The following is a 23,793-nucleotide window of genomic DNA, read 5'->3' as shown; positions in this document are numbered from 1 at the left end:
AGACTATCATTAATTGATAGTAGGCGCGTTTTTTGTTTAATACCAACGAGTTGTAAGCATAATTTGGTAAGTTGCGTGTGAAATTAATGCACACTGACAGTATACGGAGGAATGTTTTTTATGAGTAAACCAGCTTTGTTTAATGAATCAAGTGAGGAAATCCTTGATAATTTACACACGAATGCTGCAAATGGTTTGACGGCTGATGAAGTAGCTAAGCGAGTTGAGGAATTTGGTCCGAATGCTTTAGAAGAAGCTAAGGGCACGACGATGCTCCAAAAGTTTTTCAACCAGTTTAAAGACTTGATGATTATTGTTTTGTTGGTCGCAGCAGTGGTTGCAGCAGCAACTGGTGAAGTAGTTGATGCGGTGATTATTTTGTTAGTGGTTGTATTGAATGCGGTGTTCGGGGTATTCCAAGAAGCTAAAGCCGAAGACGCAATTAACGCACTGAAAGAAATGTCAGCACCGAATGCTAATGTGCGCCGGAATGGTCAAATTGAAACGGTGAAGGCCGACGCGTTGGTTCCTGGTGATATTGTCTTACTTGAAGCTGGTGATATTGTTCCAGCCGACATGCGTTTTATTGAAACATCATCATTACAGATTGAAGAAGCTGCGTTGACGGGGGAATCAGTGCCCGTTGATAAAATTAATGAAGTAATTGAAGCTGACGAATTACCACTTGGTGATCGTAAAAACATGGGTTACATGAACAGTAACGTGACATACGGTCGTGGGACTGGTGTTGTTACTGGTACTGGGATGAAGACTGAAGTTGGTCGCATTGCTGATATGCTCGACCAAGCTGAACAAACAGAAACTCCATTACAAGCCAACTTGAGTCAATTGGGTAAAGTTTTAACGGTCCTTATTTTGATTATCGCCGTTATCGTCTTTGTAATTGGGATGCTGTGGCGTGATGAATCATGGGTTGATATGCTGTTGACGGCCATTTCATTGGCAGTTGCCGCAATCCCTGAAGGTTTACCAGCCATTGTGACAATTACGTTAGCCTTAGGGACAACACGGATGGCTAAGCGTCATGCCTTAGTACGTAAGTTGCCAGCTGTTGAAACTTTGGGCTCAACGGAGATTATCGGTTCCGATAAAACTGGTACTTTGACACAAAACAAAATGACAGTTGAAAAATACTTTGTCGATAACCAACTCTTTGATGCCGCCACACCACTTGAAGGCGATGCAGTTGTCTTAGCCGATATTTTGGCTTTAAATAACGATACAAAAGAAATTGATGGCAAGCTTGTTGGTGACCCAACTGAAACTGCTTTGATTCAATTTAATAAAGACCACGAACGTGACTTACCACAGTTATTTACTGACAAGCCACGGACTAATGAAATTCCTTTTGATTCAGAACGTAAGTTGATGACGACTGTGCACCCGCATGAAGGTCGCCACTTTGTGACTGTTAAGGGTGCGCCTGACCAATTATTGGATCGGGTGACGCGGATTTTGATTGATGGTCAAGTACAAATGTTGACTGAAGAACAACGTGAACTTATCTTGAAAACTAATCACGATATGGCAGTGCAAGCCTTACGGGTGTTGGCATTTGCTTACCGTGAAGTGGAAGATTTGCCTGACAAATTAACAAGTGACGAAGTTGAAAACGGCTTAGTGTTCACTGGTTTGATTGGGATGATTGATCCTGAACGGCCAGAAGTTGCCCAAGCCGTAGCAGAAGCTAAAGACGCTGGTATTCGGACATTGATGATTACTGGTGACCACCGTGACACTGCCTCAGCGATTGCGGTACGGCTTGGAATTCTTGATTCGGCTGAAAACGCAGACGCTGTGATTACAGGTGCCGAACTTGATAAATTAGATGATGAAACATTTGCTAACCAAGTTAAGCAATATTCAGTCTATGCACGGGTTGCGCCTGAACACAAAGTTCGGATTGTGAATGCTTGGCAAAAACAAGGTAAAGTTGTGGCGATGACTGGGGATGGTGTCAACGATGCACCTGCCTTGAAGACAGCTGATATCGGGATTGCCATGGGAATTACTGGGACTGAAGTTTCAAAGGGTGCTTCTGACATGGTCTTAGCAGACGATAACTTTGCAACGATTGTTGATGCGGTCCAAGAAGGACGTAAGGTCTTTAGTAATATTCAAAAAGCAATCCAATACTTACTCTCAGCTAACTTAGGGGAAGTTTTGACCTTGTTCATCATGACCTTGATGGGTTGGAGTATCTTGGCACCAGTGCACATTTTGTGGATTAACTTGGTGACGGATACGTTCCCAGCGATTGCTCTCGGAATGGAACCAGCTGAACCTGGAATTATGAAACGTAAGCCACGTGGTCGTAAGTCAAACTTCTTATCTAATGGTGTGCAATCATCAATTATCTACCAAGGTATCTTGGAAGGGGCGTTGACGTTAGCAGTTTACTGGATTGGGATTACTTACCCAGTTCACATGAACGATGCCTTGGCACACAAGGATGCGTTGACGATGGCGTTTGTAACACTTGGATTAATCCAATTATTCCACGCCTTCTCAACTAAGTCAGTTTACCAATCAATCTTCACAGTTGGTGCTTTCCGGAATAAGTACTTCAATCTCGCAATTTTGACTGCTGGGCTTTTAATGGCTGCAACAATCTTTATTCCTGGTTTGAACAGCATGTTCCACGTAACGCCACTTGATCTTTACCAATGGGCAATTGTCCTTGGTGCTGGGGTCTTGATGATTGTTGTTGTTGAAATCGTGAAATTAGTACAACGACGTGTGTTCCATAAAATTTAATTACTAAATCTAGAGTCGGTATTCTTAATAAGATATCGGCTTTTTTTCTAGGTTCGGAATTTGTCGAGATATTGTTAAACGTAGTTATTCATTTATCATGTATAATAGAAGGATAGGCGCAGGATAGCGTAAATACTTTTAAAAATTTAAGGAGCTCTAAATACACATGGCAAAGCAATCAATGGCATCAATTCAACGTTTCGCAACTAACTTACAAACAGTGGTCGACACAACTGAAGAAACTGGTAACAATGTTGCCCCTTTCTATGAAAAATTAGCAACTGCATTGGAAGCTGATAAGTTAGCAGATATGCCCAAAGCTGAATTTCAAGAAATTGCGGCTGAATTTAATGACGCAACTGAAGTGTACGAAGCAAACGCTGGTCGTTTGAACGGTGCCCAAGCCCCAATTAAGATGATTGGTATGTACTCAAACTTAAAGAAGCACTATGCAGCATATGCACAAGCATGTCGTGCAATGACGGACTCACTTAATGTTGCTGAACAAACAGTTGACGTTGAAGCATTCAACGCTGCTGGTTCAGCACAAGAAGAAGAAATGGATAAAGTTTCAGCAACTATCCAAAAAATGATGGGTCAAGCAAACTTCTAATTCAGTTACTTTAACAATCTGTAGCTGAATGGCAAAACATTTACTACGAGGAGGCTTTAGTAATGGCAATGTATCCAGATTTAGCAGGTAAAGTCGCGGTTGTGACCGGTGGCTCAAAAGGTTTAGGTAACGCAATCGTGCACCGATTTGCCGAAGAAGGTATGTCTGTTGTAATTAATTACAACACGGATATGAATGGTGCTGCTCAAACAGTTTATGAAATTGAAAAACTTGGGGGACATGCCATCGCAATTAAAGGCGGCGTGGAAACTGAAGAAGGTAATCAAGCCTTACTTGATGCCGCACTTGAAAACTTTGGTGGCCTTGATATTTGGGTTAGTAACGCTGGTTTTGAAACGCAAAATCATACTCATGAAGTTTCGTTAGATGAGTGGAACCGCCAAATTGCGGTTAATTTGACGGGCCCATTTCTTGGGGCGAAGGCAGCATTGAATTACTGGTTACCTAACAACAAACCAGGTAATATTATCAATATGTCATCGATTCACGAATTAATTCCATGGCCAACTTATGCGGCGTACACGACTTCCAAGGGTGGTCTAAGTATGTTCAATAAAACGTTAGCGATGGAATACGCCGAAAGTAATATTCGGGTGAACGCCATTGGGCCTGGTGCGATGGACACGCCAATCAATGCCAAACGGTTTGAAGATTCCAGTGTTCGGCAAGAAACTGAATCAATGATTCCCATGCAAAAGATTGGTGATCCATATGATGTTGCCGATGCGGCAGCGTGGTTAGCATCAAATCAATCCAAGTATGTCACTGGGCAAACGTTATTTGTTGATGGTGGAATTACTTTATATGAAGCGTTTGATGGTGGTAAAGGATAATAACTAAAAAAACGGGCGCGAGGGAAATTTTTTCTCAGCCCCGTTTTTTTTCGTGGTATTGAATAAAATTGACCACTGCGTGCCGGTAAATTACTTGACGCACCGCGCTGGAAGCACATGTTCAAGCCAAAATGCGGTCTTGAACAACTCGGATAAGCTGGGACTCTAAGGAATAAATTCCTAAGAGTCCTCATCTTATCCTCAGCGGAAATACGTGTTTCACACATATTCCCCCCAGTCGCGGTGTAAAGGCTGCGCCTGCCAAGCAATTTCCAGCCACTGCGTTAGTTAGTAATAATTCTCAAACTAGTGCATAAGATATATTCCGTGGTACGTGAGCATTTTTAAACAAAAGTACAGAAGTGATAATCCCACGCTAGAACAAATAGAAATAAATAAACGGGCGTGAGAGAAAAATTTCTTACCCCCGTTTTTTTCGTGGTATTGTTCGTATCTGCTGCTTAAAGTTTTACCACTCATCCTGGGTTGACTAACTATGACTAGATGGTGTGTTCTTTTGTAATCGCATGTCATTCATTGCAAAGATTACAAAAAGAAGTTATGCAGTAAAAAGCACGTATACCACATATTATTAATGAAAGAAGCTTTCGTTAGTGAGTTTTGTGTTCATTTTAAAGCATTGTGTTCAATTTTTGATACTAATTGGACTAATGTGTACACCGATTGTTAAATTATGTATAAGTCAAAATAGTGATTTTTGTCATTATCTGTAATGTTCCTGTTATCGTTTAAGTAATTCTTTGCAATATTCAACTGGTAGTATTTAAAACATCGAATAGCACAGGACACAGAAAAGGAAATTATAAAACAGATGATGAAAAAAGTATTCGCAACTTTATTAGCAGTAATGGCAGTCGCAGCAATCTTTGCTACAACTTCTACTTCAGCCAGCGCCGCAACTTATAACGATCACTTAACTAGTCGCAAGCAAACCGTTTCAGGTAAGCAAGCTACTGTTAAGCACAACGGTAACATCTACAAGGTGTCTGGTGGTAAATTAGTTAAAACTGGTAAGAAAACTAACTCAGTTAAAAACAAGACTTTAAAAGTTACTAAGAAGGCATCTGCTTCACTTAGCAACAAGAATAAGACTATGTACTACATTAAGTCAGGTTCAACTAAGGGTTGGGTAAAATCAGCAAACCTTACACTTTCTAAAAAGGGTTCTGTACCTGCAACCAAGGTAATTAAGTACGCTAAGAAGTTTAAGGGTACTCCATATGTTTGGGGTGGTACTACTCCTCGTGGTTTTGATTGTTCAGGATTTACACAATACGTTTTCAAGAAGACGACTGGTAAGAACATTGGCCGTACCGCTGCTAACCAAGCAATGAGCCGTGGTGCTAAGCGTATTTCAGCTAAGTCAGCTAAAGCCGGTGATTTGTTAATCTGGTCTAAGGGTGGCGCTGGTACTGCTTACCACGTTGGTTTAGCTACTGGTAAGAGCACTTGGATTAACGCATTCCGTCCAGGTCGTGGTTTAGGAACTGCTTCATTGGCTACTTACTACAACCGTCCATCATTTGCAATTCGTCTTGACTTAAACAAGTTACCAAACGCATAATATAACAAAATTAAATAACATCATCTGTTAGGTCTAATCACAAGCGTCGTGGTTAGGCCTTTTTTCTTGTGCTAATTGAATAGTGTGATTAAAAGTGAACATTTAATTTGATTAGGGGTATGATTAAAAGGAGTTACAAAGTATCGTGTTCGTTTCGGTTTTATGTACATGCAAGATTAGTAGCGTCAAATTTTTTGAAATATATTGGAGGATTAGTAAAATGAGTAAAGCAATTTTGTTTGATCAAATTACGGGTTACAAAGAAGATTTAGCTAAGCGACCTGCGAGCGCAGTAATTCGGCGGGCTGTTACCAAGAACGGTATTTATAGCTCAGCGCATGATGTCCAAGCTGAAATCGACAACACCCCGGTTTTTTCAATTGATTTGAATACCGGTAAGGTAGCGAATCAAAAGCAATCTGGTCGGTGTTGGATGTTTGCGGCGTTGAATACGATGCGCCATGATATCAAAGACATGTTCAAGCTTTCTGATGAATTTGAGCTTTCACAAAGTTATACTTTCTTCTGGGATAAATTTGAAAAAGCAAATTACTTCTATGAAAATATCTTAAACACGGCAACAGAACCCCTTGATTCACGTAAAGTTGCGTTTTTGCTACAAACACCGCAACAAGATGGTGGACAATGGGATATGATTGTCGCAATTATTCAAAAGTATGGAGTTGCGCCTAAATCTGCTTATCCAGAAAGCCAAGCTTCATCCGCTTCCCGTGAATTAAACCTGACTTTGAATTTAAAGTTACGTAAAGATGCAGTTACGCTCCGCAATTTAGTTGCGACTGGTGCAACAGATGAGGTAATCGCTACGGCCAAATCAGATATGCTACAAGGTATCTATCGGTTCTTGAGTTTGACACTTGGGGAACCACCAGTTAAATTTGATTTTGAATATCGTGATGAAGACAATAACTATCACATCGAAAAAGACTTATCGCCGAAAGATTACTACGACAAGTTCGTGGGTTGGGATTTAAGTGAATATGTTTCGATTATTAATGCTCCAACAGCGGATAAGCCATACAACCATACTTATGGTGTTGAAATGCTCGGTAATGTGGTTGACGGTCGTGAAGTAAAACACTTGAATGTTGACATGGACACTTTCAAAGCATTGGCAATCAAGCAATTGACGGCTGGACAATCTGTATGGTTTGGGGTTGATATGGGACCACAAGTGGCCCGTGATAGTGGCTTGATGGCTACTGGAATTTACAATGAAGCCGAGTTATTCGACCTCGATTTAGCAATGACAAAGGCGGAACGACTTGATTACGGTGAAAGCCTGATGACGCATGCTATGGTGTTGACGGGTGTCGACTTGGTCGCTGACAAACCCACTAAGTGGAAAGTTGAAAACTCATGGGGTGAAAAGGCTGGTAAGAAGGGCTATTACACCATGTCTGATGACTGGATGAATGAATATTGTTATCAAATCGTTGTGAAAAAAGAATTTTTATCAGACGAATTGAAACAAGCCTATGATGAAGCCTCAACGCTTTTGAAGCCATGGGATCCAATGGGCGCATTAGCGTAAAAGGATAGCGGAGTGAACGAAGTAAGATTGAATAAACTTGGCCACTCCGTGCCAGTAATTTACCGGCACTACGTTAGTTAGGCATAATGCTCAAACTAGTGAAAAACAGGTACCAACCACAGGTCACACTAGCATGAAAAAATACTGACAATAGAACCTCAGTAATTGAATGATTGAAAAGTACAGAAACGATAATCCCGCGCTATAAAAAATATAGCAAAACAGAAAATAGCTCGGTAGCTACCTTTATTACAAAGAGGTGGTCACCGAGCTTTTTTCTGTAGGTGGGTCTTGCGTAAAGTCACCTTTACAAAGCGATACAGTTCCGATACGCAAATGTGTGTAGGGCATTTACATCCCGGCGTTATATTAATATATGTAATCAAGTAGCGGTACGACAAAGTCCTTCTACTTCTACTAGATCTTCTACAAACTTCTAATTTCGCTAAATGACAGCGTCAGAAGTTACTTGGTTACTTAATTTGCTATTAAGATATCGCGCGTAGAAGCGCAGGGAGATTATCGATTATGAAGAAATTTGTTACCCTTGGAGCCACCCTTGCCATTGCCACGGTTTTACTTGCCGCTTGTGGTTCAAGTAGTGCTGATAAGTCATCAAAGAATTCATCTAGCGACCAAGCAGTGAGTGGTAAAGTTCTCGCAGTTGGGTCAACAGCTTTACAACCTTTGGCTGAACAAGTTAGTGAAGCATTCCAAAATGATAACCCCAAGGCGACTGTTGAAGTCCAAGGTGGTGGTTCAGGGGCAGGGTTGTCACAAGTTTTGGCAGGCTCAGTCCAAATCGGGGATTCAGATATTTTCGCTGAAGACGGTGATGGTATTGACGCCTCTAAATTAGTTGATCACCAAGTGGCGGTCGTTGGAATGGCGCCAGTGGCAAATACCGATGCAGGTGTTAAGAATTTGACACAAGCACAATTGATTTCAATCTTCACTGGTAAAACAACAAACTGGAAAGAAGTTGGCGGTAAAGACGAAAAAATTATTTTAGTCAATCGTGCGCAAGGTTCAGGTACGCGGCGGACGTTTGAACAATTTGGTTTAAACGGTGCCAATCCTAAAGCGTCACAAGAACAAGATGCTAATGGGACAGTCCAAAAAATTGTATCAACAACTCCTGGAGCGATTTCATACTTGGCGTTCTCATATCTGCAAGGTAACAAACTTCAAGCGATTTCACTTGATGGCGTAACCCCAACAGATGCCCACGTTGCGGATAACTCATGGAAAATTTGGTCATATGAACACATGTACACAAATGGCAAAGCAACTGGCGCAACCAAAGCCTTCATCGATTACATGCTTTCACCAGACGTCCAAAACTCAACAATCAAAAAATTAGGCTACTTGCCAATCGCGGATATGCACGTACAACGTGATGCGAGTGGTAAAGTGACTGATAAGTAATACGTACCCAAATTAACGAAATTTGGTATGGGTAACACTATATAGTAGGCTGGCGGTCATTAAAAAAATGACCGCTTTTCCGGTATTGTCAATAATCGCCAATCGCAATTGACGGCAGTTGTCAGCGGGTATAGTATTAGGAAAAACAATCGGTACAGGGGAGTATGAGATGAAGAAACGGTTACTAATTAATTTGGGATTGAGTTTGTTATGTATAATTGGCGTGGGGCTTGGATTATCGACGACAATTACCGCAAAAACAACGGGCGATGTGCCAGCAGTTGCTAAGGCTACTGGGTATCGGTTAGTTAATCAAGACGCACAAGTTTGGACGAAACCATATATTGCTGGTTTAGATAATGTCAAAAGTGAGAACACTAAACAAATTCAAGGCTACATGATTCGCTTAACGGAACAAGTAAAAATCAATGGCACCAAGTATTACCTGGGTGTTTTCCCAGGATCTGGTAAATCGGCTGGCTGGATAAAAGCAACTGATTTGAAAACGCCGCAATATTTTTGGACGAAGGCTACGGGCGGAAAGTACATTAACGTTAAAAAAACCAAGAATTTGAATGTTGAAGTATCGCTGAAAAAACAACGTGTCTACTTAAAATCTGGGCATAAGGTTGTTTACACAATGATGGCCTCAACCGGTAAGAAAACCTCAAAGACACCAAAGGGGCATTATACATTGCATAGCGGTGGTAAGTGGTTCTGGTCAGCCGCATACGGTGGTGCGAAATACTGGCGCGAATTTGCCGCGGGTGGTTACTATTTTCACACGATTGATACAGTTTCACCAAACGGCAAATATTCCGTTGTTAATGGTAATAAACTAGGTCAAGCTGTGTCACATGGTTGCGTTCGTTTGAGTATCGCTGACGCAAAGTGGTTTTACAAAAACATGCCCAATGGTGTTAAAGTGTACGTCCATTAAGCGAATTGGTCAGTGAAATAAAAAAATGGCCTGCGTTCTTCCTTAATTAAGGAGGACGCAGGCCATTTTAGTATGCAAAATTATTGTCTAGTGACTAAACTTCTGGATTAGCATCAGCTGCTGGTAAATCAGCAATCATTTTTTGAACTGCATCATCGCCGGTTAAGTTGTAGACGATTTGGAAAAGTTCTTGGGCTTGGGTTGGGAAACCTTCTTCCAATGCTGAGCGACCAAGGTCCATCGCCACTTGAATGACGGTGTGGTTAGCCATTGCGGGGATGTTTTCCTTTTCAAGGCGGGCACCGGTGTCGTCATCAGGTTGGGTTGGTTCCTTGCCGGTTACTTCGGCAATTTGTGAGAGCGTTGATTGGGCCATGTCGGAATCTTGTTCGTAAGCTAAACTAATGAACAAAAGTTGAGCGGCAAAATCAATGTCATCGTGTGACAAGTAGTAAACAGCAAAGTTCCGGAATACTTGGGCGACATCTTCAGTTAAGTAGCTGATTTCCCAAGCTTTACGGGTGTAAGCAAGGAATTCATCCCAGTTTTCAAGCACGCGGTAATCTTCGGCAATTTCAAAGAAAATTTTTGGTTCGCTCGGTGTCAACGAATGGGCTAGTTCAAGTGATTCAATCGCTTTTTGCTTATCGTCATTAAACAACAACATGCCGCGTAAAGCATACATGTAACCAAAGTTGCGATCCATTTGTTCAACTTCCTTAGTTGGTTCTGCCATTACTTGGTAGAGCACAGCTTCTAAGGGGTTATCGAAGTAGCGGTATTCAGCTTTATCATCATCAACGTAAGGATTAGCTTCGTACTTATCGATTAAAGTGTTTAAAATCATCAAAGCGCCGTGCGTGTTGTTTTCTTGTTGTTCAGCAATTGTGTTTTGAATGGCTTCATCATAGCCATATTTGTCTTGTGGTTGGTTGTCCATGGATTATTTTCCGTCCTTTGTTATTAATTAGTGTAAGCATATCACAACGTTAGCTGGATATTGGTTCTGATAACACAAAATTATGCATCTTCTTGGTTGGGTTCGTAAGGGATTTCTTGGAAACTTTCGTCACCAACACTAATCACGACGCGCCCATTGAGCAATTCAGTAATGCTGTTTGTAAAGTGAGCGATATCGGCGGTTTCAATTGGGAGCGTTAAATTTACTTTATCGGTGTAATTTACGACAGGTGTTTGGTAATTATTTTGGCTGAGCCAGTGGTTTAAAGTATCAAATTGCGGATACTCTAAGGTGAGATCCATTGTCGTCATCACGACACGTTGAATTAAACCAACTTCAGCAAGCGCTTCTGCGGCTGAACCAGCATAAGCGCGAATTAAGCCACCGGCGCCAAGCTTGATACCGCCAAAATAACGGGTGACAACGGCGACAACATCGTGGACTTCGTTGCGTTTGAGGACTTCAAGGATTGGTACTCCGGCTGTCCCAGATGGTTCGCCATCATCACTTGCGCGCTGGATTTCATCACGGTCACCTAGTACAAAAGCAGATGTATTATGGTTGGCTTTGTAGTGTTCTTTTTTGATGGCGTTGATAAATGCGACGGCTTCATCTTCGGAATGAACCCGCTTTAAGTTAGTAATGAACCGGGATTTTTTGATGACAATTTCGTGTTGGAAATCATGGCTGATTGATAAGTAAGTTGGCATAAAATTTTTCCCTCGATTAACGATGAATCTGACTTTTTTTACGTATATTAATCATAACGAGACTTTTTTAGATACGCAAGGTAAAAGGCAGGTGGCAAATGGAAATTCAGGATTTCTACGGACGGCTAGTACCAACTAATCAAATAAGTAAAGCCGAGTATGAAAAATTTGCGCTGGTTGTCACACGGTTAACAACATTTATTGGCTCTCGCTGTCGTCGTTGTAATACAAAGCACGTGCGTGACTGGCGAATACCCAACGGCGCAAAGTATTGCGGCGCATGTATTGGCTTAGGTCGAATCAGTGATAATGAAGAATTTTGGACAATTACAGAACCAAATCAATTTGTAAACCCACAACCATTAACATGGGAAGGTCAATTAACCGAGCAACAACAGCGCGTGGTTACCGAAGTAATGGGGCACCAAGGTAATCACTTGGTGTGGGCGGTGACTGGTGCCGGTAAAACCGAAATGTTATTTCCTATTATTGAACAAGCTTTACAGCAGCGTAAACGGGTTGCGGTGGTCGCCCCGCGGGTTGATGTGGTGATTGAGCTAGCTCCACGGCTACAAGCGGCCTTTGCCACGACTTCGATGACAGTCTTGCATGGTCGGCAGACCGAACCGTATGCGTACACTCAGCTAGTTTTGGGGACAACGCACCAATTGCTGCGATTTCGGGATGCGTTTGATTTACTAATTATTGATGAGGTTGACTCATTTCCCTTCATTGGCGAACCAATGCTCCACGTTGCAGCCAGAGCAGCGGTTAAAGAAAGTGGTCGCACATTGTATTTAAGTGCCACCCCTGATCATAGAACACGCGCAAAAAAATTAACGACAAGTTATTTACCCCTCCGCTTTCACGGGCATTTATTACCAATGATTGTTGAAAAAACGGTAGGTAACTGGCGCAATCAGGTTAAGCGTAACCAATTACCTAGGCGATTAGTGCGTCAACTACAAACATATCAAAAGACGGGGCAACGATTTTTGTTATTTGTGCCGACTGTGGCAGACTTGTTGCCAATTGCAGCATTAATTCAAAAGTATTGCCCAGTATTAGAAATCTTAACGGTGCATGCAAAAGATGAAGCTCGGCTCACTAAGGTACAAACAATGCGCGACCACAATGTCCAAGGTTTGCTAACCACTACCATTTTGGAGCGTGGGGTGACATTCCCAGATATTGATGTGCTGATTCTCGGGGCAGATGACCAAACTTTTTCACCCAATGCCTTAGTCCAAATTGCGGGGCGGGCGGGACGAAAGCCAAGCCGACCAACTGGTTTGGTAATGGCACTGGTAAGTAGTAAGAGCTGGCGGGTATGGTCAGCGCGCCAACAGATCATCAAAATGAATCACCGCGGGCAACAATTACAGTTGATTGCCCAGCAAAAACGCAGTGAAGTGATTGGGGAGGCTAGTGATGAATTGTAAGTTATGTGGCGCTTCGATTAGCGGTGAACTATTAATTAAAGATATTTTGGTATTTAAACCAATTACCTCGGCGCAGATATGCAGTGCATGTTGGAATAGCTTTGAACGGATTACGGGAGTTAATGTGTGTTGTTATTGTGGGCGGGAGCAAGCTGACACGAGTGCGTGCGCCGACTGTGTTCGATGGGAGGCCCAAACGGGTGAAGCGGTGCTGACTAATCGACCACTATTTAAATATAATGAAACGATGCAACGTTTTATGGAAGTTTATAAATTTCAAGGTGATTACCAATTAAGATTGGCGATGCGCGATTGCTTTTCGCAACATTTACGGCAAAACAAACGCGCTGTTTTTGTTCCAATTCCAATGAGTAATCAACATCGAGGGTTCAACCAAGTGACGGCGCTAATCAAACAACAATCTCAGGTAGTTGACTTGCTTGAGTTAATTCCGGATACACGGATTGTACCGCAATCGCACAAAAATCGTGCGGAACGAATGAATAGTGAACAACCATTTAAGGTGCGAGCAAACCTCATTCCTAAAATTATGAATAAAAATGTAGTATTAATTGACGATGTTTACACAACTGGGCGCACACTTCATCACGCTTTCAACTTAATTAGTTCATATACAGAACATACTGTTTCGTCTATGACTTTGGCTCGGTGATTATATGAAGAATGTGTGAATACGCTTTCAATCCTTCGTGGATAGTATATAATAATGTATAAGGAAGTTCAGTAACGGTAAAGTTAATGAACAAATAACCGATATACCGGAAAGTGATTTCCGAGCGGAAGGGAGCAATATTATGCTTAAAATTATTACTCGTGGAGAAAATGTCGAAGTAACCGACGCAATCCGTGATTACGTGGAAAAACGTCTGGAAAAGTTGAACCGTTACATTGGTGAAAACACCGAAGCAACTGCTCACGTAAATGTTAAAGTTTACCCAGAAAAGACTTCAAAGGTCGAAGTGACAATTCCAATGTCATACCTCACTTTACGTGCGGAAGAAACTCAACCAGACTTGTACGCAGCGATTGACTTTGTAACTGATAAGTTAGAACGTCAAATCCGTAAGCACAAGACTAAGGTTAACCGTAAGTCTCGTGAAAAGGGCTTTAAGGGTCTCGACTTCTCAGGTGACATCGTTCCAGAAATGATGCCAGATGAAGAAGACGTAATCGAAGTAGTACGTACAAAGCACGTTTCATTGAAGCCAATGGATTCAGAAGAAGCAATTCTTCAAATGGATCTCTTGGGTCATGACTTCTTCGTATACGAAGATGAAGACCAAGGTGTTAACATCGTGTACCGTCGTGAAGATGGTCGCTACGGCTTGATTGAAGCTTCAGAAGCTTAATTCCTCTGAAAACCAATAATAAAAAATCCACTTACTTCGGTGAGTGGATTTTTTGCAGTGACAAGAGATTTATTGGGTTATAATATTACATAAAGTATATTCGAAAAAAGCGAAGGAGGCTGATATATGAGTGATTTAGTCTTTTATGATAGAACCGGTGAGCCTAAGTTGTATCTGAACCATGACAAAGAATTATACGGCTACGATGGCACTTTCCATGGCATCATCTTCAAAGGCATTATGTATGATTTTGAAGGAAATTGGGTCGGCGAGTTGTCTGAAGGGTATCTCTACAATCACGATGGTCATGCCGAATACTTTTCTAAAGGTGCCAAAAATGGCCCAAAATTGCCGAAAAGTGTTGGTTTTAATGATGACCGTGATTGGCCTGAAGAACACGGTCAAGTCGACATTAAGTTAGTAACTGAGCGAATTTTCAAGCGAAAGGTTTGGAGTGCTAAGGCAGTCCTCTAATAGCTTGATTATATTGAGGCTAAATTCTTGACTTAATTGTGAAAATCCTTTAATATACCGCTTCTTTCTGGTAGTATATAGAGTGGATTATTTTCTAATGAAATATATTAAATAAATAAAATAAGACCTGATTAGAAAAGAAGGAATATAAACATATGGCTAACTTTTTACGGACTTGGATCGAAAGCGATTCTCGTGAATTAAAACGACTTGAAAAAATCGCAGCTAAGGTTGAATCACATGCTGATGCAATGGCTGCTTACAGCGATGAAGAATTAAAAGCAAAAACTGAAGAATACAAACAACGTTACCAAAACGGCGAAACTTTGAATGACTTGTTGCCAGAAGCATTTGCAACAATTCGTGAAGCTGACAAACGTGTCTTGGGCTTGTACCCATTTAAGGTCCAAATCATGGGCTCAACTGTCTTGCACGAAGGTAACATTGCCGAAATGCGGACTGGTGAAGGTAAAACTTTGACGGCCACAATGGCAGTTTATTTGAACGCACTTGCTGGCAAGGGTGTCCACGTTGTTACGGTTAATGAATACCTTTCTGCGCGTGATGCCGCTGAAATGGGTGAAGTTTATAACTGGTTAGGCTTGTCTGTTGGTATTAATGCATCTGACATGACACCTGATGAAAAGCGTGATGCCTACAACGCCGATATTACTTACTCAACTAACTCAGAACTTGGTTTTGATTACTTGCGTGATAACATGGTGACGGAAGCTGACGAACGTTCACAACGCCCATTGAACTTTGCTATTGTCGATGAAGTGGATTCAATTTTGATTGATGAAGCGCGGACACCATTGATTATCTCTGGTCCTTCATCTGGTACAACTGCCTTGTACGAACGTGCTGACCGTTTTGTTAAGACTTTGACAGAAAAGACTGACTACAAAGTTGATCTCGAATCAAAGACAATTTCATTGACGAATGCTGGTATCCACAAGGCTGAAGAATTCTTCAACTTAGCAAACTTGTATGATGCTGAAAACACGGCTTTGACTCACCACTTGGATCAAAGTTTGCGTGCCAACTACATTATGCTTAAGGATAAGGATTACGTGGTTTCTGATGATGAAGTTATGATTGTTGATAGCTTTACCGGTCGAATCATGGATGGTCGTCGTTTCTCAGATGGTTTACACCAAGCCATTGAAGCTAAGGAACACGTTGAAATCCAAGAAGAAAACAAGACGATGGCTAACATCACTTACCAAAACTTCTTCCGGATGTACAAAAAGCTCTCAGGGATGACTGGGACTGCCCAAACTGAAAAAGAAGAATTCCGTGAAATTTACAACATGGAAATTATTTCAATTCCAACTAACATGCCCGTTGCGCGTCTTGATGAAGCTGATTTGCTTTACCCATCACTTAAGTCTAAGTTTGACGCAGTGATTGATTTAGTTAAGGAACTTCACGGCAAAGGCCAACCAATCTTGATTGGGACTGTTGCGGTTGAAACTTCTGAATACTTGTCACACTTGCTTGATAACGAAGGTATTCCTCACAACGTCTTGAATGCCAAGAACCACGCACGTGAAGCTGAAATCATTGCGAATGCCGGTCAAAACGGTGCCGTTACGATTGCCACTAATATGGCTGGTCGTGGAACGGATATCAAGCTTGGACCTGGCGTGGCTGAAATCGGTGGTTTGGCTGTGATTGGGACTGAACGTCACGAATCACGTCGGATTGATAACCAATTACGTGGTCGTTCAGGTCGTCAAGGTGATAAGGGATACTCACAATTCTTCCTTTCACTTGAAGATGACTTGATGTTGCGCTTTGGTGCAGAACGGATTAAGAACATGATGCAACGGATGAACGTTGCAGATGAAGATGCCGTTATCAAGAACAAATTGATTACACGTTCAGTTGAATCAGCGCAAAAACGAGTTGAAGGTAACAACTACGATTCACGTAAGAACGTCTTGCAATACGATGATGTTATGCGTGAACAACGTGAAGTTATGTACGCTGAACGTAACCAAATCATCGACGAAGACAAGTCATTGGAAAACGTGCTTAAGCCAATGGTGAAGCGCACAATCCAACGTGTTGTTGAAGCCCACACACTTGGTAAGCAAGAAGAATGGGAACTTGAACCAATCGTTGATTTTGCTACGGCGGTCTTGGTTAAGGAAGACGAATTAGCAGTGTCTGACTTGACTGGTAAGACTAAGGAAGAAATCATCGACTTCTTGTACCAAAAGGGTATGGACGTTTATGACGAAAAGGTTAAGCAACTCTATGATGCCGATCAAATGTTAGAATTTGAAAAAGTTGTTATTCTCCGAGTTGTTGATAACCACTGGACTGACCACATCGACGCAATGGATCAATTGCGTCAAGGGATTGGCCTGCGTGGTTACGGTCAATTGAACCCATTGGTTGAATACCAAACTGAAGGTTACCGCATGTTTGAAGAAATGGTTGCGGACATCGAATATGATGTTACCCGTTTGTTCATGAAGGCAGAAATCCGTCAAAACTTAAATGCATAACATTAAATTGCGTCTCAACTACTTCGATAGTTGGGGCGCTTTTTCGTTTGACGTGAGATTGAATAATATTGCCCACTACGTGCCAGTAAATTACTTGGCGCACTACACTGGAAGCGCATGCCCAAGCCGCTTGCTTATGCCTGAGGTACGGCAACGCAAAACATTCCAGCAGTTTGTTTGCAACAAACAACTGAATCTAATCAAAACCCGATTAGATTAGCCTTGCAGGCTTGGATGTCTGTCTTGGGCAATTCGGGATAGCTGGCAGTCTAATGGCTAAAGCCAAAAAACTGCTCACATTTGTAGCTACGCTGGACAAATAAGGCCCGGTCGGCTCTACCCTCAGCGACAAACCCGACACGTGGTGTCACTTCCGCTAGGTGAGCGTGGAATTATTGATTACCGCTAAACTTGCAGCGACAAGGATTGCGGGAATATTACTAGTCAGACTGCCTGCTCAAACTAACGAAGAGGCTGGAAACAGTCTGGACTTTAGCTCGCACCGTGATGGCATAATCAGTAACGGGTTTCGTTACTGATTATGGATTTGTGAAGATGGTTACCGCGTTAGCGAACCAAGCTTCAAATGCTTGTCTTCCATCACGGTGTCCAGACTGGTTCCAGCCTCGTAGTGGAAATCAATCCGAGACGCATATCCAAATTCCGCTATAGAAAAATTTTAGCCGTTTTTTGTGGGCGAATAATTAAAAAGCAAATTAGTGTGGTTTTATGCAACGTGATATACTGTAATAAGTAGAATTTGAATGAAACAAAAAGGAATATAAAAAATGGAATTAAGTGATGCTAAACGCCAACTTTCAGAAATGAAAGATCAAATCGTTAAGTTCAAAGGTTCGCTGGACTTAGATGCTTTGGATGGGCAAATTGCCGAAAATGAATATGAAATGGCACAACCAGGTTTTTGGGATGATAATCAAGCTGCGCAAGTCGTGATTGATGCGACGAACGAATTACGGAATCGCCGTGATACGTTCATGACTTTACAAGACGGTACCGACAATATCGAAGCTACAATTGAATTACTCGATGAAATGCCGGATGCTGATTTAGAAGAAGAACTTTACGCTGAAATTGATGACTTAGCTAAAAAGATGGAAGCATATAGTTTGGCGCAATTGCTGAATGAACCATATGATGCTAATAATGCGATTTTGGAAATTCACCCGGGTTCTGGTGGAACTGAGTCAGCCGACTGGGGACAAAATTTGTACCGGATGTACACGCGTTGGGCTGAACAACATAACTTCAAGGTAGAAGTTATGGATTATCAACCCGATGACGTGGCTGGTTTATCATCAGCTACTTTGTCAATTCAAGGGCATAATGCGTATGGCTATTTGCGGTCTGAAAAAGGTGTGCACCGCTTCGTGCGGATTTCACCATTTGATTCAGCGGGTCGCCGCCACACGTCATTCGTTTCAGTGGATGTGATGCCTGAACTTGATGACAACATCGAAGTTGATATTAGCTGGGATGACATCAAAATGGATGTGTTCCGCTCATCTGGTGCTGGTGGACAACATATTAATAAAACCAGTTCAGCGGTCCGTTTGACGCACATTCCAACTGGTTTGGTGACCTCTTCTCAAGCCCAACGTTCACAATTCCAAAATAAAGACAAAGCCCTCGCAATGCTGAAGGCTAAATTATATCAATTGGAACAAGAAAAGAAAGCGAAAGAACGGGCTGAAATCGCCGGTGAACAAATGGAAAACGGTTGGGGCTCACAAATTCGGTCATACGTATTCCACCCATATAGTATGGTTAAAGATCACCGCACCAATTATGAAAGCAGTAATCCCCAACAAGTGATGGATGGGAATCTTGATCCATTTATCAATGCTTATCTCCAATGGAAATTGAGTTTACAGAATCCAGAGTAAAAGTTCTCATGAATTTTAATGTTAATGGTCGTTTAGTGGCCAACTTTCGGAATATGGGGTGGTAAAACACTCCGAGTTGCTGAATTTACACAACATTTACGAAAGTGATACAGTTTATACTGTATCGCTTTTTTTGTAGTTTGATATACTTAAGGTAAATTACTAGATTTGAGGTCAGGTAAATGCGGAAAGTTTTAGTTGTCGATGATGAACCAGCGATTGCAACATTGCTTGAATATAATTTAAAACAGGCTGACTACGAAGTTGATGTGGCAACCGATGGCTTAATGGCTTTTAATATGGGGAGTAAAAATGCATACGATGTAATTTTACTGGATTTAATGTTACCTGAAATTGATGGGATTGAAGTTACGAAACGGCTGAGGCAAGAAAAAATTAAAACGCCAATCATTATTGTGACGGCTAAAGGTGATGAGTTCGATAAAGTCCTTGGACTAGAAATTGGTGCCGATGATTACGTCACCAAACCTTTTAGCCCACGCGAAGTTTTGGCGCGCATAAAAGCCGTGATGCGCCGTTATGACGATGTCCAGACTAGTGCTACAACAGAAGATGCGAGTGATAGCTTGGATTTTGGGCGCATTGTGATTAACAAAGATGCTAAACAAGTGACGCTTGATGGTGAGGATGCAAATCTAACACCAAAAGAATATGAATTATTATTATTTTTAGTTGAACGAAAAAATCGTGTTTTGAGTCGTGATGAAATTTTGAGCGGCGTCTGGGGCTATGATTATGCAGGTGAAACCCGGATGGTTGATATTCATGTGTCACACTTACGTGATAAAGTTGAAGTTGATCCAAAATCACCACAAGTGCTAAAAACGGTACGCGGATTTGGGTATCAATTTATTGTAGAAAAGGGAAAGTAACTGTATGCAAAAAGCAATCATTCGCAGAATTGGATTAACGAGTCTTGGATTCATTACGGTCAATGTTCTTTTAGTTCTGATTGTTGACGTTTTTGAGGCACCATTAGTCCGAGATAACTTTGTACCAGGAAGCCTTGTGATTGCAGTTGTGCTGACCCTGATTGAAATTATCTTTTATGCACGCATGGTAATTCGTCACCAAAATACGATGGCGATGATGAGTGCCAAATTGGATGATATTACCAAAACACAAAATCCAGGACATATTCTGCTGGAACAAGAAGATCCATATTATTCACTGGCGACCGCAATTAACAAGGTGCAGTCATTTGAACGCGATCAAATTTATCGTTTACAGCGGCAAGAAGGTGAACTCTCAACGTTGCTGGAATATTTGCCGGTGGGGGTATTGCTAGTTAATCGACACCGTAAAATTAAAATGGCCAATCCGGCTGCAAGTGAGTTGTTAGGCTTAGATTTACAAATTAATCACCTACTATATGCGGATGCAAGTAGCCACTATGGCTTATCGGCGTTAGTTGAAAAAACGATGCAAACGGAAATGAATCAGCGGGCAACGTTGGAGTTTGAAACTGGAATTGGGCAAAAGACGTTAGAAGTATCTACGATATATCATGCGACTACGAGCACGCATTTTCAGATTATTATCTTGTTGTATGATATTACCGAAGTTGCCCAATTGGAACAGATGCAAGCCGATTTCGTTTCCAACGCTTCACATGAGTTGAAAACGCCAATTACTGCGATTAGTGGTTTTAGTGAAACCCTATTAGCAGGAGCAAAAGACGATCCGGCAACGTTGGAGCAATTTTTGAAAATCATCGACGAAGAAAGTAAGCGCTTGATTGATTTGATTGAAGATGTCCTCTCGATTTCACGCTTGAATGGTGATTACGGTGGTAAAGCGGCCATTGAAGAAATTGAGCTAGCATCATGGGTTCAGCATGAGTTAGCGACAATTCAAGTCGTCGCTAACCAACGTAATATTGAGCTACGCGACGAAGTGGGGGCTGACATGCGAGTGAAGACACAATCAAAAGCCCTCGCGCAAATTTTAAAGAATCTGGTTGGAAATGCAATCAAATACGGTCACGAAGGCGGCTTTGTCAGTGTCAGTGCCGAAATATTACCGGTTGGTTGGCGCCTAGTTGTCCACGACAACGGGATTGGGATTCCGACTGAACAGCAACCCCGCGTGTTTGAACGCTTTTATCGTGGCGATCCATCGCGAACACGCCAGATAGCAAGTGGAACTGGCTTGGGCCTGGCCATCGTCAAAGAACTAGTCGAAAAAATGAACGGCCAGTTATTTTTGAAGAGCCAAGTCGGTGTGGGCACGACGATTACCATGGATTTTAAATAAACAGAAGGCACTAACGATTTTTTTCGTTAGTGCTTTTTTTTGCGTGCAGTACGTCATTAACAGTGGGGAACACATTGTAAATGACATAAACAAAGGGTTTGTCTAATTCGGAATGATAAATAAACATTTTGGGGAGGCGTCTTAAAAGCTTCATTTTTTTTGAATGCGACACGCACAATTGCTTCATATTCTGTTAGTAGTATTAATAGTATCAAATTAAGCATATAAGGAGTTTCGCTAATGATAAAAGAAAAAGAATCACATCATAATATTTATAAATTAACAGAACACTTGAATGGTAAACACTTTCTCTATGCCGGTCTTGCTACAACGACTTTAATTGGAGGGATGGGTGCGACACCGCTCGCATTAGCGGATAAGGCCGATTCAAATCAAACGGAATTGGTTAACAAAGTTGCCCCTAAAAAAAATAAAAACAAATCAAAAAAAGCCAGCCGGACTTGGGCCGATGGTGGCGATACTTATGACTTTACCGCAGATGATTTTGACGTGGAAGACGGTGTGATTACCGGATTTAGCCAATCATTTTTTGATGATTATTTATACACGGACGATTGCCATTGGGACGGTGCGGTAACGTTCCCTGCTGAATTTGCGACAACAATTACTGGGATTAGTAATGATGCGTTTAGAGGATCTCAAATGCGGACAATTGATCTTAATGCACTAACTGCATTAGAAACGATTGGTGAGCATGCATTTGCTGATAGTTATGCCTTAGAATCGGTTGATATTTCTAATTTAGAACATCTGGTAACTATTGATGCGGGAGCATTCTACAACTGTACGGGTTTAGAGGCGGTTAATCTATCTAATTTACCGGTACTGGAAATGCTCGGCCAGAGAATGTATGGGGATGACTATTATGATGACGATTCTATTATCGATGATAGCGACTACTACAATAATTCTTTTAATTGGAGCATTCCTGGGGTTTTCCAAAGTTGTGAAAATATAAAATCAGTGACTTTTGATGGGCTTAGTGCATTAAGAGCGATTCCTAACCAGCTTTTCTATGACTGTATTAATATTGAAACGATTACGTTCAACAATTTAGCTAAGTTAAAAAATATTGAAACAAATTCAATTACTGGGACGACTGGTTTAAAAACATTGACGTTAACAAATTTACCGAATTTAGTTCATATTGATTCTTATATATACTACCCTAATTGGGATTATGGGAATTTGAACCAGATTATTATTGGTAACGTCAACTCGGCGTTAATTGTTGAAGCGATGGCGTTTGAACTGCCAGCTCCGGGTGGAATTGTAATCCCAGTTGATGGAGTTACTGATTTACAGAGTGCTCAAAAATTTATGCCGGCCATCAATGGTACGGGGGCCAATAGTGGGAACTTATTAGGCAATGAGAAATGGCATATTGGGAGTGCGATTAGCTACAAGTTTATTGACCAAGACGGCCAGGTTATTACAGCAGGTATTGATAATACGCCGGTTAAAGCATTTACGATTAGTGGGAAAGTCGGCTCAAAATATGATTTACCAAAACTACCAACAATTGCGGGTTACGGAAATCCAGCATTAGTCAGTGGTACTGAAACTGGAACTTTTGGCTATGGTTTACAAGAAGTTGTTTATCAATATCAAGCGGCAACTGCTTCGATTATGATTTATCGCGTTGATACTAACGATAAGAACTTGGTTGAACCGGAAACAGTTACTGGATTTGCAAATGATACATTAGATTTAGATGATAAACAACTTGCAATTAACGGTTATGACTTCCAAGAACTTAATATCAGTACGCTTTCACGGGCAGTTGGCGCCTATACATGGCAAGCTGCACCGGATTCAGTTGGTAAATCACTGACTCTTGGTGCGAATGCTGGGCGTAGCTATAAGTTCGTGTACGCTAAGACCGCGACGCCGGCACCAACCCCAGATCAAAATAATTCTAATACCAATAACAACAATACTACTACGAACAATAATAGTTCAACTGGTAGTAGCGCAAGTTCAAGTAGTGAAAAACCAGCGGCATCGAGTTCATCAACGACATCAAGTAGCACTAGTGGGAAAAATGATAATTCGAAAGCAACTTCAAGTTCTACACAAGATCCGAATGCGCTCCCAAGCACGGGTGGTAATAGTACTGGAACTAGTGGGATTGGAAATAATCGGACAACTACGTCACGTTCGTCAAACACTAGGTACATTCCGCTTAGCACTGACACTCCCCACAATATGCCAACTAGTATCCGTAGTAAATACCACGGTAAGTCGTTGCCACAATCGGGAGTTATCGTTAACCGGGTCTTACCAGCAATCGGCGCAATTGCCCTCGCTAGTGTCATTGGTTTGTATGCTATTAGTAAGAAAAAACGTAAGTACTAATTGA

The 23,793-nt window shown here is 41.6% G+C and carries 18 protein-coding genes; 16 read left to right on the top strand and 2 right to left on the bottom strand.

Annotated elements, in window-relative coordinates; all coding sequences use genetic code 11:
- The first annotated feature begins 120 nt into the window (after positions 1-120).
- From EQG49_RS05330 to EQG49_RS05300, 7 genes are all read left to right on the top strand, one after another.
- A complete protein-coding gene (locus EQG49_RS05330; protein WP_133363000.1) occupies positions 121-2,778 on the top strand; it encodes a calcium-translocating P-type ATPase, PMCA-type in 2,658 nt (885 codons plus the stop codon).
- A gap of 166 nt (positions 2,779-2,944) precedes the next feature.
- Complete coding sequence (locus EQG49_RS05325; protein ID WP_133362999.1) at positions 2,945-3,391, top strand: hypothetical protein; 447 nt, start codon at positions 2,945-2,947, stop codon at positions 3,389-3,391.
- Between the two features lie 68 nt (positions 3,392-3,459).
- On the top strand, positions 3,460-4,245 hold the full coding sequence (locus EQG49_RS05320) for a glucose 1-dehydrogenase (protein WP_133364535.1): 786 nt from the start codon (positions 3,460-3,462) through the stop codon (positions 4,243-4,245).
- Between the two features lie 832 nt (positions 4,246-5,077).
- Positions 5,078-5,830, top strand: a complete 753-nt coding sequence (locus EQG49_RS05315) for a C40 family peptidase (RefSeq protein ID WP_133362998.1) — start codon at positions 5,078-5,080, stop codon at positions 5,828-5,830.
- Between the two features lie 220 nt (positions 5,831-6,050).
- The gene (locus tag EQG49_RS05310; RefSeq protein ID WP_133362997.1) at positions 6,051-7,385 is read left to right on the top strand and encodes a C1 family peptidase; all 1,335 of its coding nucleotides are present in this window, start codon (positions 6,051-6,053) and stop codon (positions 7,383-7,385) included.
- A gap of 528 nt (positions 7,386-7,913) precedes the next feature.
- Positions 7,914-8,813, top strand: a complete 900-nt coding sequence (locus tag EQG49_RS05305) for a phosphate ABC transporter substrate-binding protein (protein WP_133362996.1) — start codon at positions 7,914-7,916, stop codon at positions 8,811-8,813.
- Between the two features lie 169 nt (positions 8,814-8,982).
- A complete protein-coding gene (locus EQG49_RS05300; RefSeq protein ID WP_133362995.1) occupies positions 8,983-9,753 on the top strand; it encodes a L,D-transpeptidase family protein in 771 nt (256 codons plus the stop codon).
- Positions 9,754-9,847: 94 nt separating this feature from the next.
- Here EQG49_RS05300 and EQG49_RS05295 read toward each other — a convergent pair whose 3' ends face one another.
- A complete protein-coding gene (locus EQG49_RS05295; RefSeq protein WP_133362994.1) occupies positions 9,848-10,693 on the bottom strand; it encodes a hypothetical protein in 846 nt (281 codons plus the stop codon).
- An 80-nt stretch (positions 10,694-10,773) separates the two neighbouring features.
- A complete protein-coding gene (locus EQG49_RS05290) occupies positions 10,774-11,424 on the bottom strand; it encodes a YigZ family protein (RefSeq protein ID WP_133362993.1) in 651 nt (216 codons plus the stop codon).
- A gap of 98 nt (positions 11,425-11,522) precedes the next feature.
- Between EQG49_RS05290 and EQG49_RS05285 the strand changes: the two genes are divergently transcribed.
- The 9 genes from EQG49_RS05285 to EQG49_RS05245 all read left to right on the top strand — a co-directional run bounded on the left by EQG49_RS05285 (position 11,523) and on the right by EQG49_RS05245 (position 23,789).
- Positions 11,523-12,866 (top strand): ATP-dependent helicase ComFA, encoded by a 1,344-nt coding sequence (locus EQG49_RS05285; RefSeq protein WP_133362992.1) that lies wholly within the window; start codon positions 11,523-11,525, stop codon positions 12,864-12,866.
- A complete protein-coding gene (locus EQG49_RS05280; protein WP_133362991.1) occupies positions 12,856-13,539 on the top strand; it encodes a ComF family protein in 684 nt (227 codons plus the stop codon). The genes EQG49_RS05285 and EQG49_RS05280 overlap by 11 nt, the downstream gene beginning before the upstream one ends.
- 142 nt (positions 13,540-13,681) lie before the next feature.
- Positions 13,682-14,236, top strand: a complete 555-nt coding sequence (hpf, locus tag EQG49_RS05275; RefSeq protein ID WP_133362990.1) for a ribosome hibernation-promoting factor, HPF/YfiA family — start codon at positions 13,682-13,684, stop codon at positions 14,234-14,236.
- Positions 14,237-14,362: 126 nt separating this feature from the next.
- Positions 14,363-14,710, top strand: coding sequence for a 4-fold beta flower protein (locus tag EQG49_RS05270; protein WP_133362989.1), 348 nt, complete (start codon positions 14,363-14,365; stop codon positions 14,708-14,710).
- A 155-nt stretch (positions 14,711-14,865) separates the two neighbouring features.
- Positions 14,866-17,229, top strand: a complete 2,364-nt coding sequence (secA, locus tag EQG49_RS05265; RefSeq protein WP_133362988.1) for a preprotein translocase subunit SecA — start codon at positions 14,866-14,868, stop codon at positions 17,227-17,229.
- A gap of 788 nt (positions 17,230-18,017) precedes the next feature.
- Positions 18,018-19,133 carry a peptide chain release factor 2 gene (gene prfB / locus EQG49_RS05260; protein ID WP_133362987.1) on the top strand — a complete coding sequence of 372 codons (1,116 nt, stop codon included), beginning with the start codon at positions 18,018-18,020 and terminating at the stop codon, positions 19,131-19,133.
- A 182-nt stretch (positions 19,134-19,315) separates the two neighbouring features.
- Positions 19,316-20,026 carry a response regulator transcription factor gene (locus EQG49_RS05255; RefSeq protein WP_133362986.1) on the top strand — a complete coding sequence of 237 codons (711 nt, stop codon included), beginning with the start codon at positions 19,316-19,318 and terminating at the stop codon, positions 20,024-20,026.
- Positions 20,027-20,030: 4 nt separating this feature from the next.
- Positions 20,031-21,410, top strand: coding sequence for a sensor histidine kinase (locus EQG49_RS05250; RefSeq protein ID WP_133362985.1), 1,380 nt, complete (start codon positions 20,031-20,033; stop codon positions 21,408-21,410).
- Between the two features lie 240 nt (positions 21,411-21,650).
- Positions 21,651-23,789 carry a leucine-rich repeat protein gene (locus EQG49_RS05245; RefSeq protein ID WP_133362984.1) on the top strand — a complete coding sequence of 713 codons (2,139 nt, stop codon included), beginning with the start codon at positions 21,651-21,653 and terminating at the stop codon, positions 23,787-23,789.
- Positions 23,790-23,793: the final 4 nt, after the last annotated feature.

Origin of the sequence: Periweissella cryptocerci (assembly GCF_004358325.1) — a bacterium.
Taxonomy (GTDB): Bacteria; Bacillota; Bacilli; order Lactobacillales; family Lactobacillaceae; genus Periweissella; species Periweissella cryptocerci.
This window is presented reverse-complemented; position numbering and strand designations above follow the sequence as displayed.

Bases quoted from the DNA above. Each gene is read 5' to 3' on its own strand.
- EQG49_RS05310 (WP_133362997.1), top strand. From the start codon at position 6,051: ATGAGTAAAGCAATTTTGTTTGATCAAATTACGGGTTACAAAGAAGAT.
- EQG49_RS05330 (WP_133363000.1), top strand. From the start codon at position 121: ATGAGTAAACCAGCTTTGTTTAATGAATCAAGTGAGGAAATCCTTGAT.
- EQG49_RS05300 (WP_133362995.1), top strand. From the start codon at position 8,983: ATGAAGAAACGGTTACTAATTAATTTGGGATTGAGTTTGTTATGTATA.
- prfB (WP_133362987.1), top strand. From the start codon at position 18,018: ATGGAATTAAGTGATGCTAAACGCCAACTTTCAGAAATGAAAGATCAA.
- secA (WP_133362988.1), top strand. From the start codon at position 14,866: ATGGCTAACTTTTTACGGACTTGGATCGAAAGCGATTCTCGTGAATTA.
- EQG49_RS05245 (WP_133362984.1), top strand. From the start codon at position 21,651: ATGATAAAAGAAAAAGAATCACATCATAATATTTATAAATTAACAGAA.
- EQG49_RS05285 (WP_133362992.1), top strand. From the start codon at position 11,523: ATGGAAATTCAGGATTTCTACGGACGGCTAGTACCAACTAATCAAATA.
- EQG49_RS05305 (WP_133362996.1), top strand. From the start codon at position 7,914: ATGAAGAAATTTGTTACCCTTGGAGCCACCCTTGCCATTGCCACGGTT.
- EQG49_RS05250 (WP_133362985.1), top strand. From the start codon at position 20,031: ATGCAAAAAGCAATCATTCGCAGAATTGGATTAACGAGTCTTGGATTC.
- EQG49_RS05295 (WP_133362994.1), bottom strand. From the start codon at position 10,693: ATGGACAACCAACCACAAGACAAATATGGCTATGATGAAGCCATTCAA.
- EQG49_RS05270 (WP_133362989.1), top strand. From the start codon at position 14,363: ATGAGTGATTTAGTCTTTTATGATAGAACCGGTGAGCCTAAGTTGTAT.
- EQG49_RS05290 (WP_133362993.1), bottom strand. From the start codon at position 11,424: ATGCCAACTTACTTATCAATCAGCCATGATTTCCAACACGAAATTGTC.
- EQG49_RS05255 (WP_133362986.1), top strand. From the start codon at position 19,316: ATGCGGAAAGTTTTAGTTGTCGATGATGAACCAGCGATTGCAACATTG.
- EQG49_RS05325 (WP_133362999.1), top strand. From the start codon at position 2,945: ATGGCAAAGCAATCAATGGCATCAATTCAACGTTTCGCAACTAACTTA.
- hpf (WP_133362990.1), top strand. From the start codon at position 13,682: ATGCTTAAAATTATTACTCGTGGAGAAAATGTCGAAGTAACCGACGCA.
- EQG49_RS05315 (WP_133362998.1), top strand. From the start codon at position 5,078: ATGATGAAAAAAGTATTCGCAACTTTATTAGCAGTAATGGCAGTCGCA.
- EQG49_RS05280 (WP_133362991.1), top strand. From the start codon at position 12,856: ATGAATTGTAAGTTATGTGGCGCTTCGATTAGCGGTGAACTATTAATT.
- EQG49_RS05320 (WP_133364535.1), top strand. From the start codon at position 3,460: ATGTATCCAGATTTAGCAGGTAAAGTCGCGGTTGTGACCGGTGGCTCA.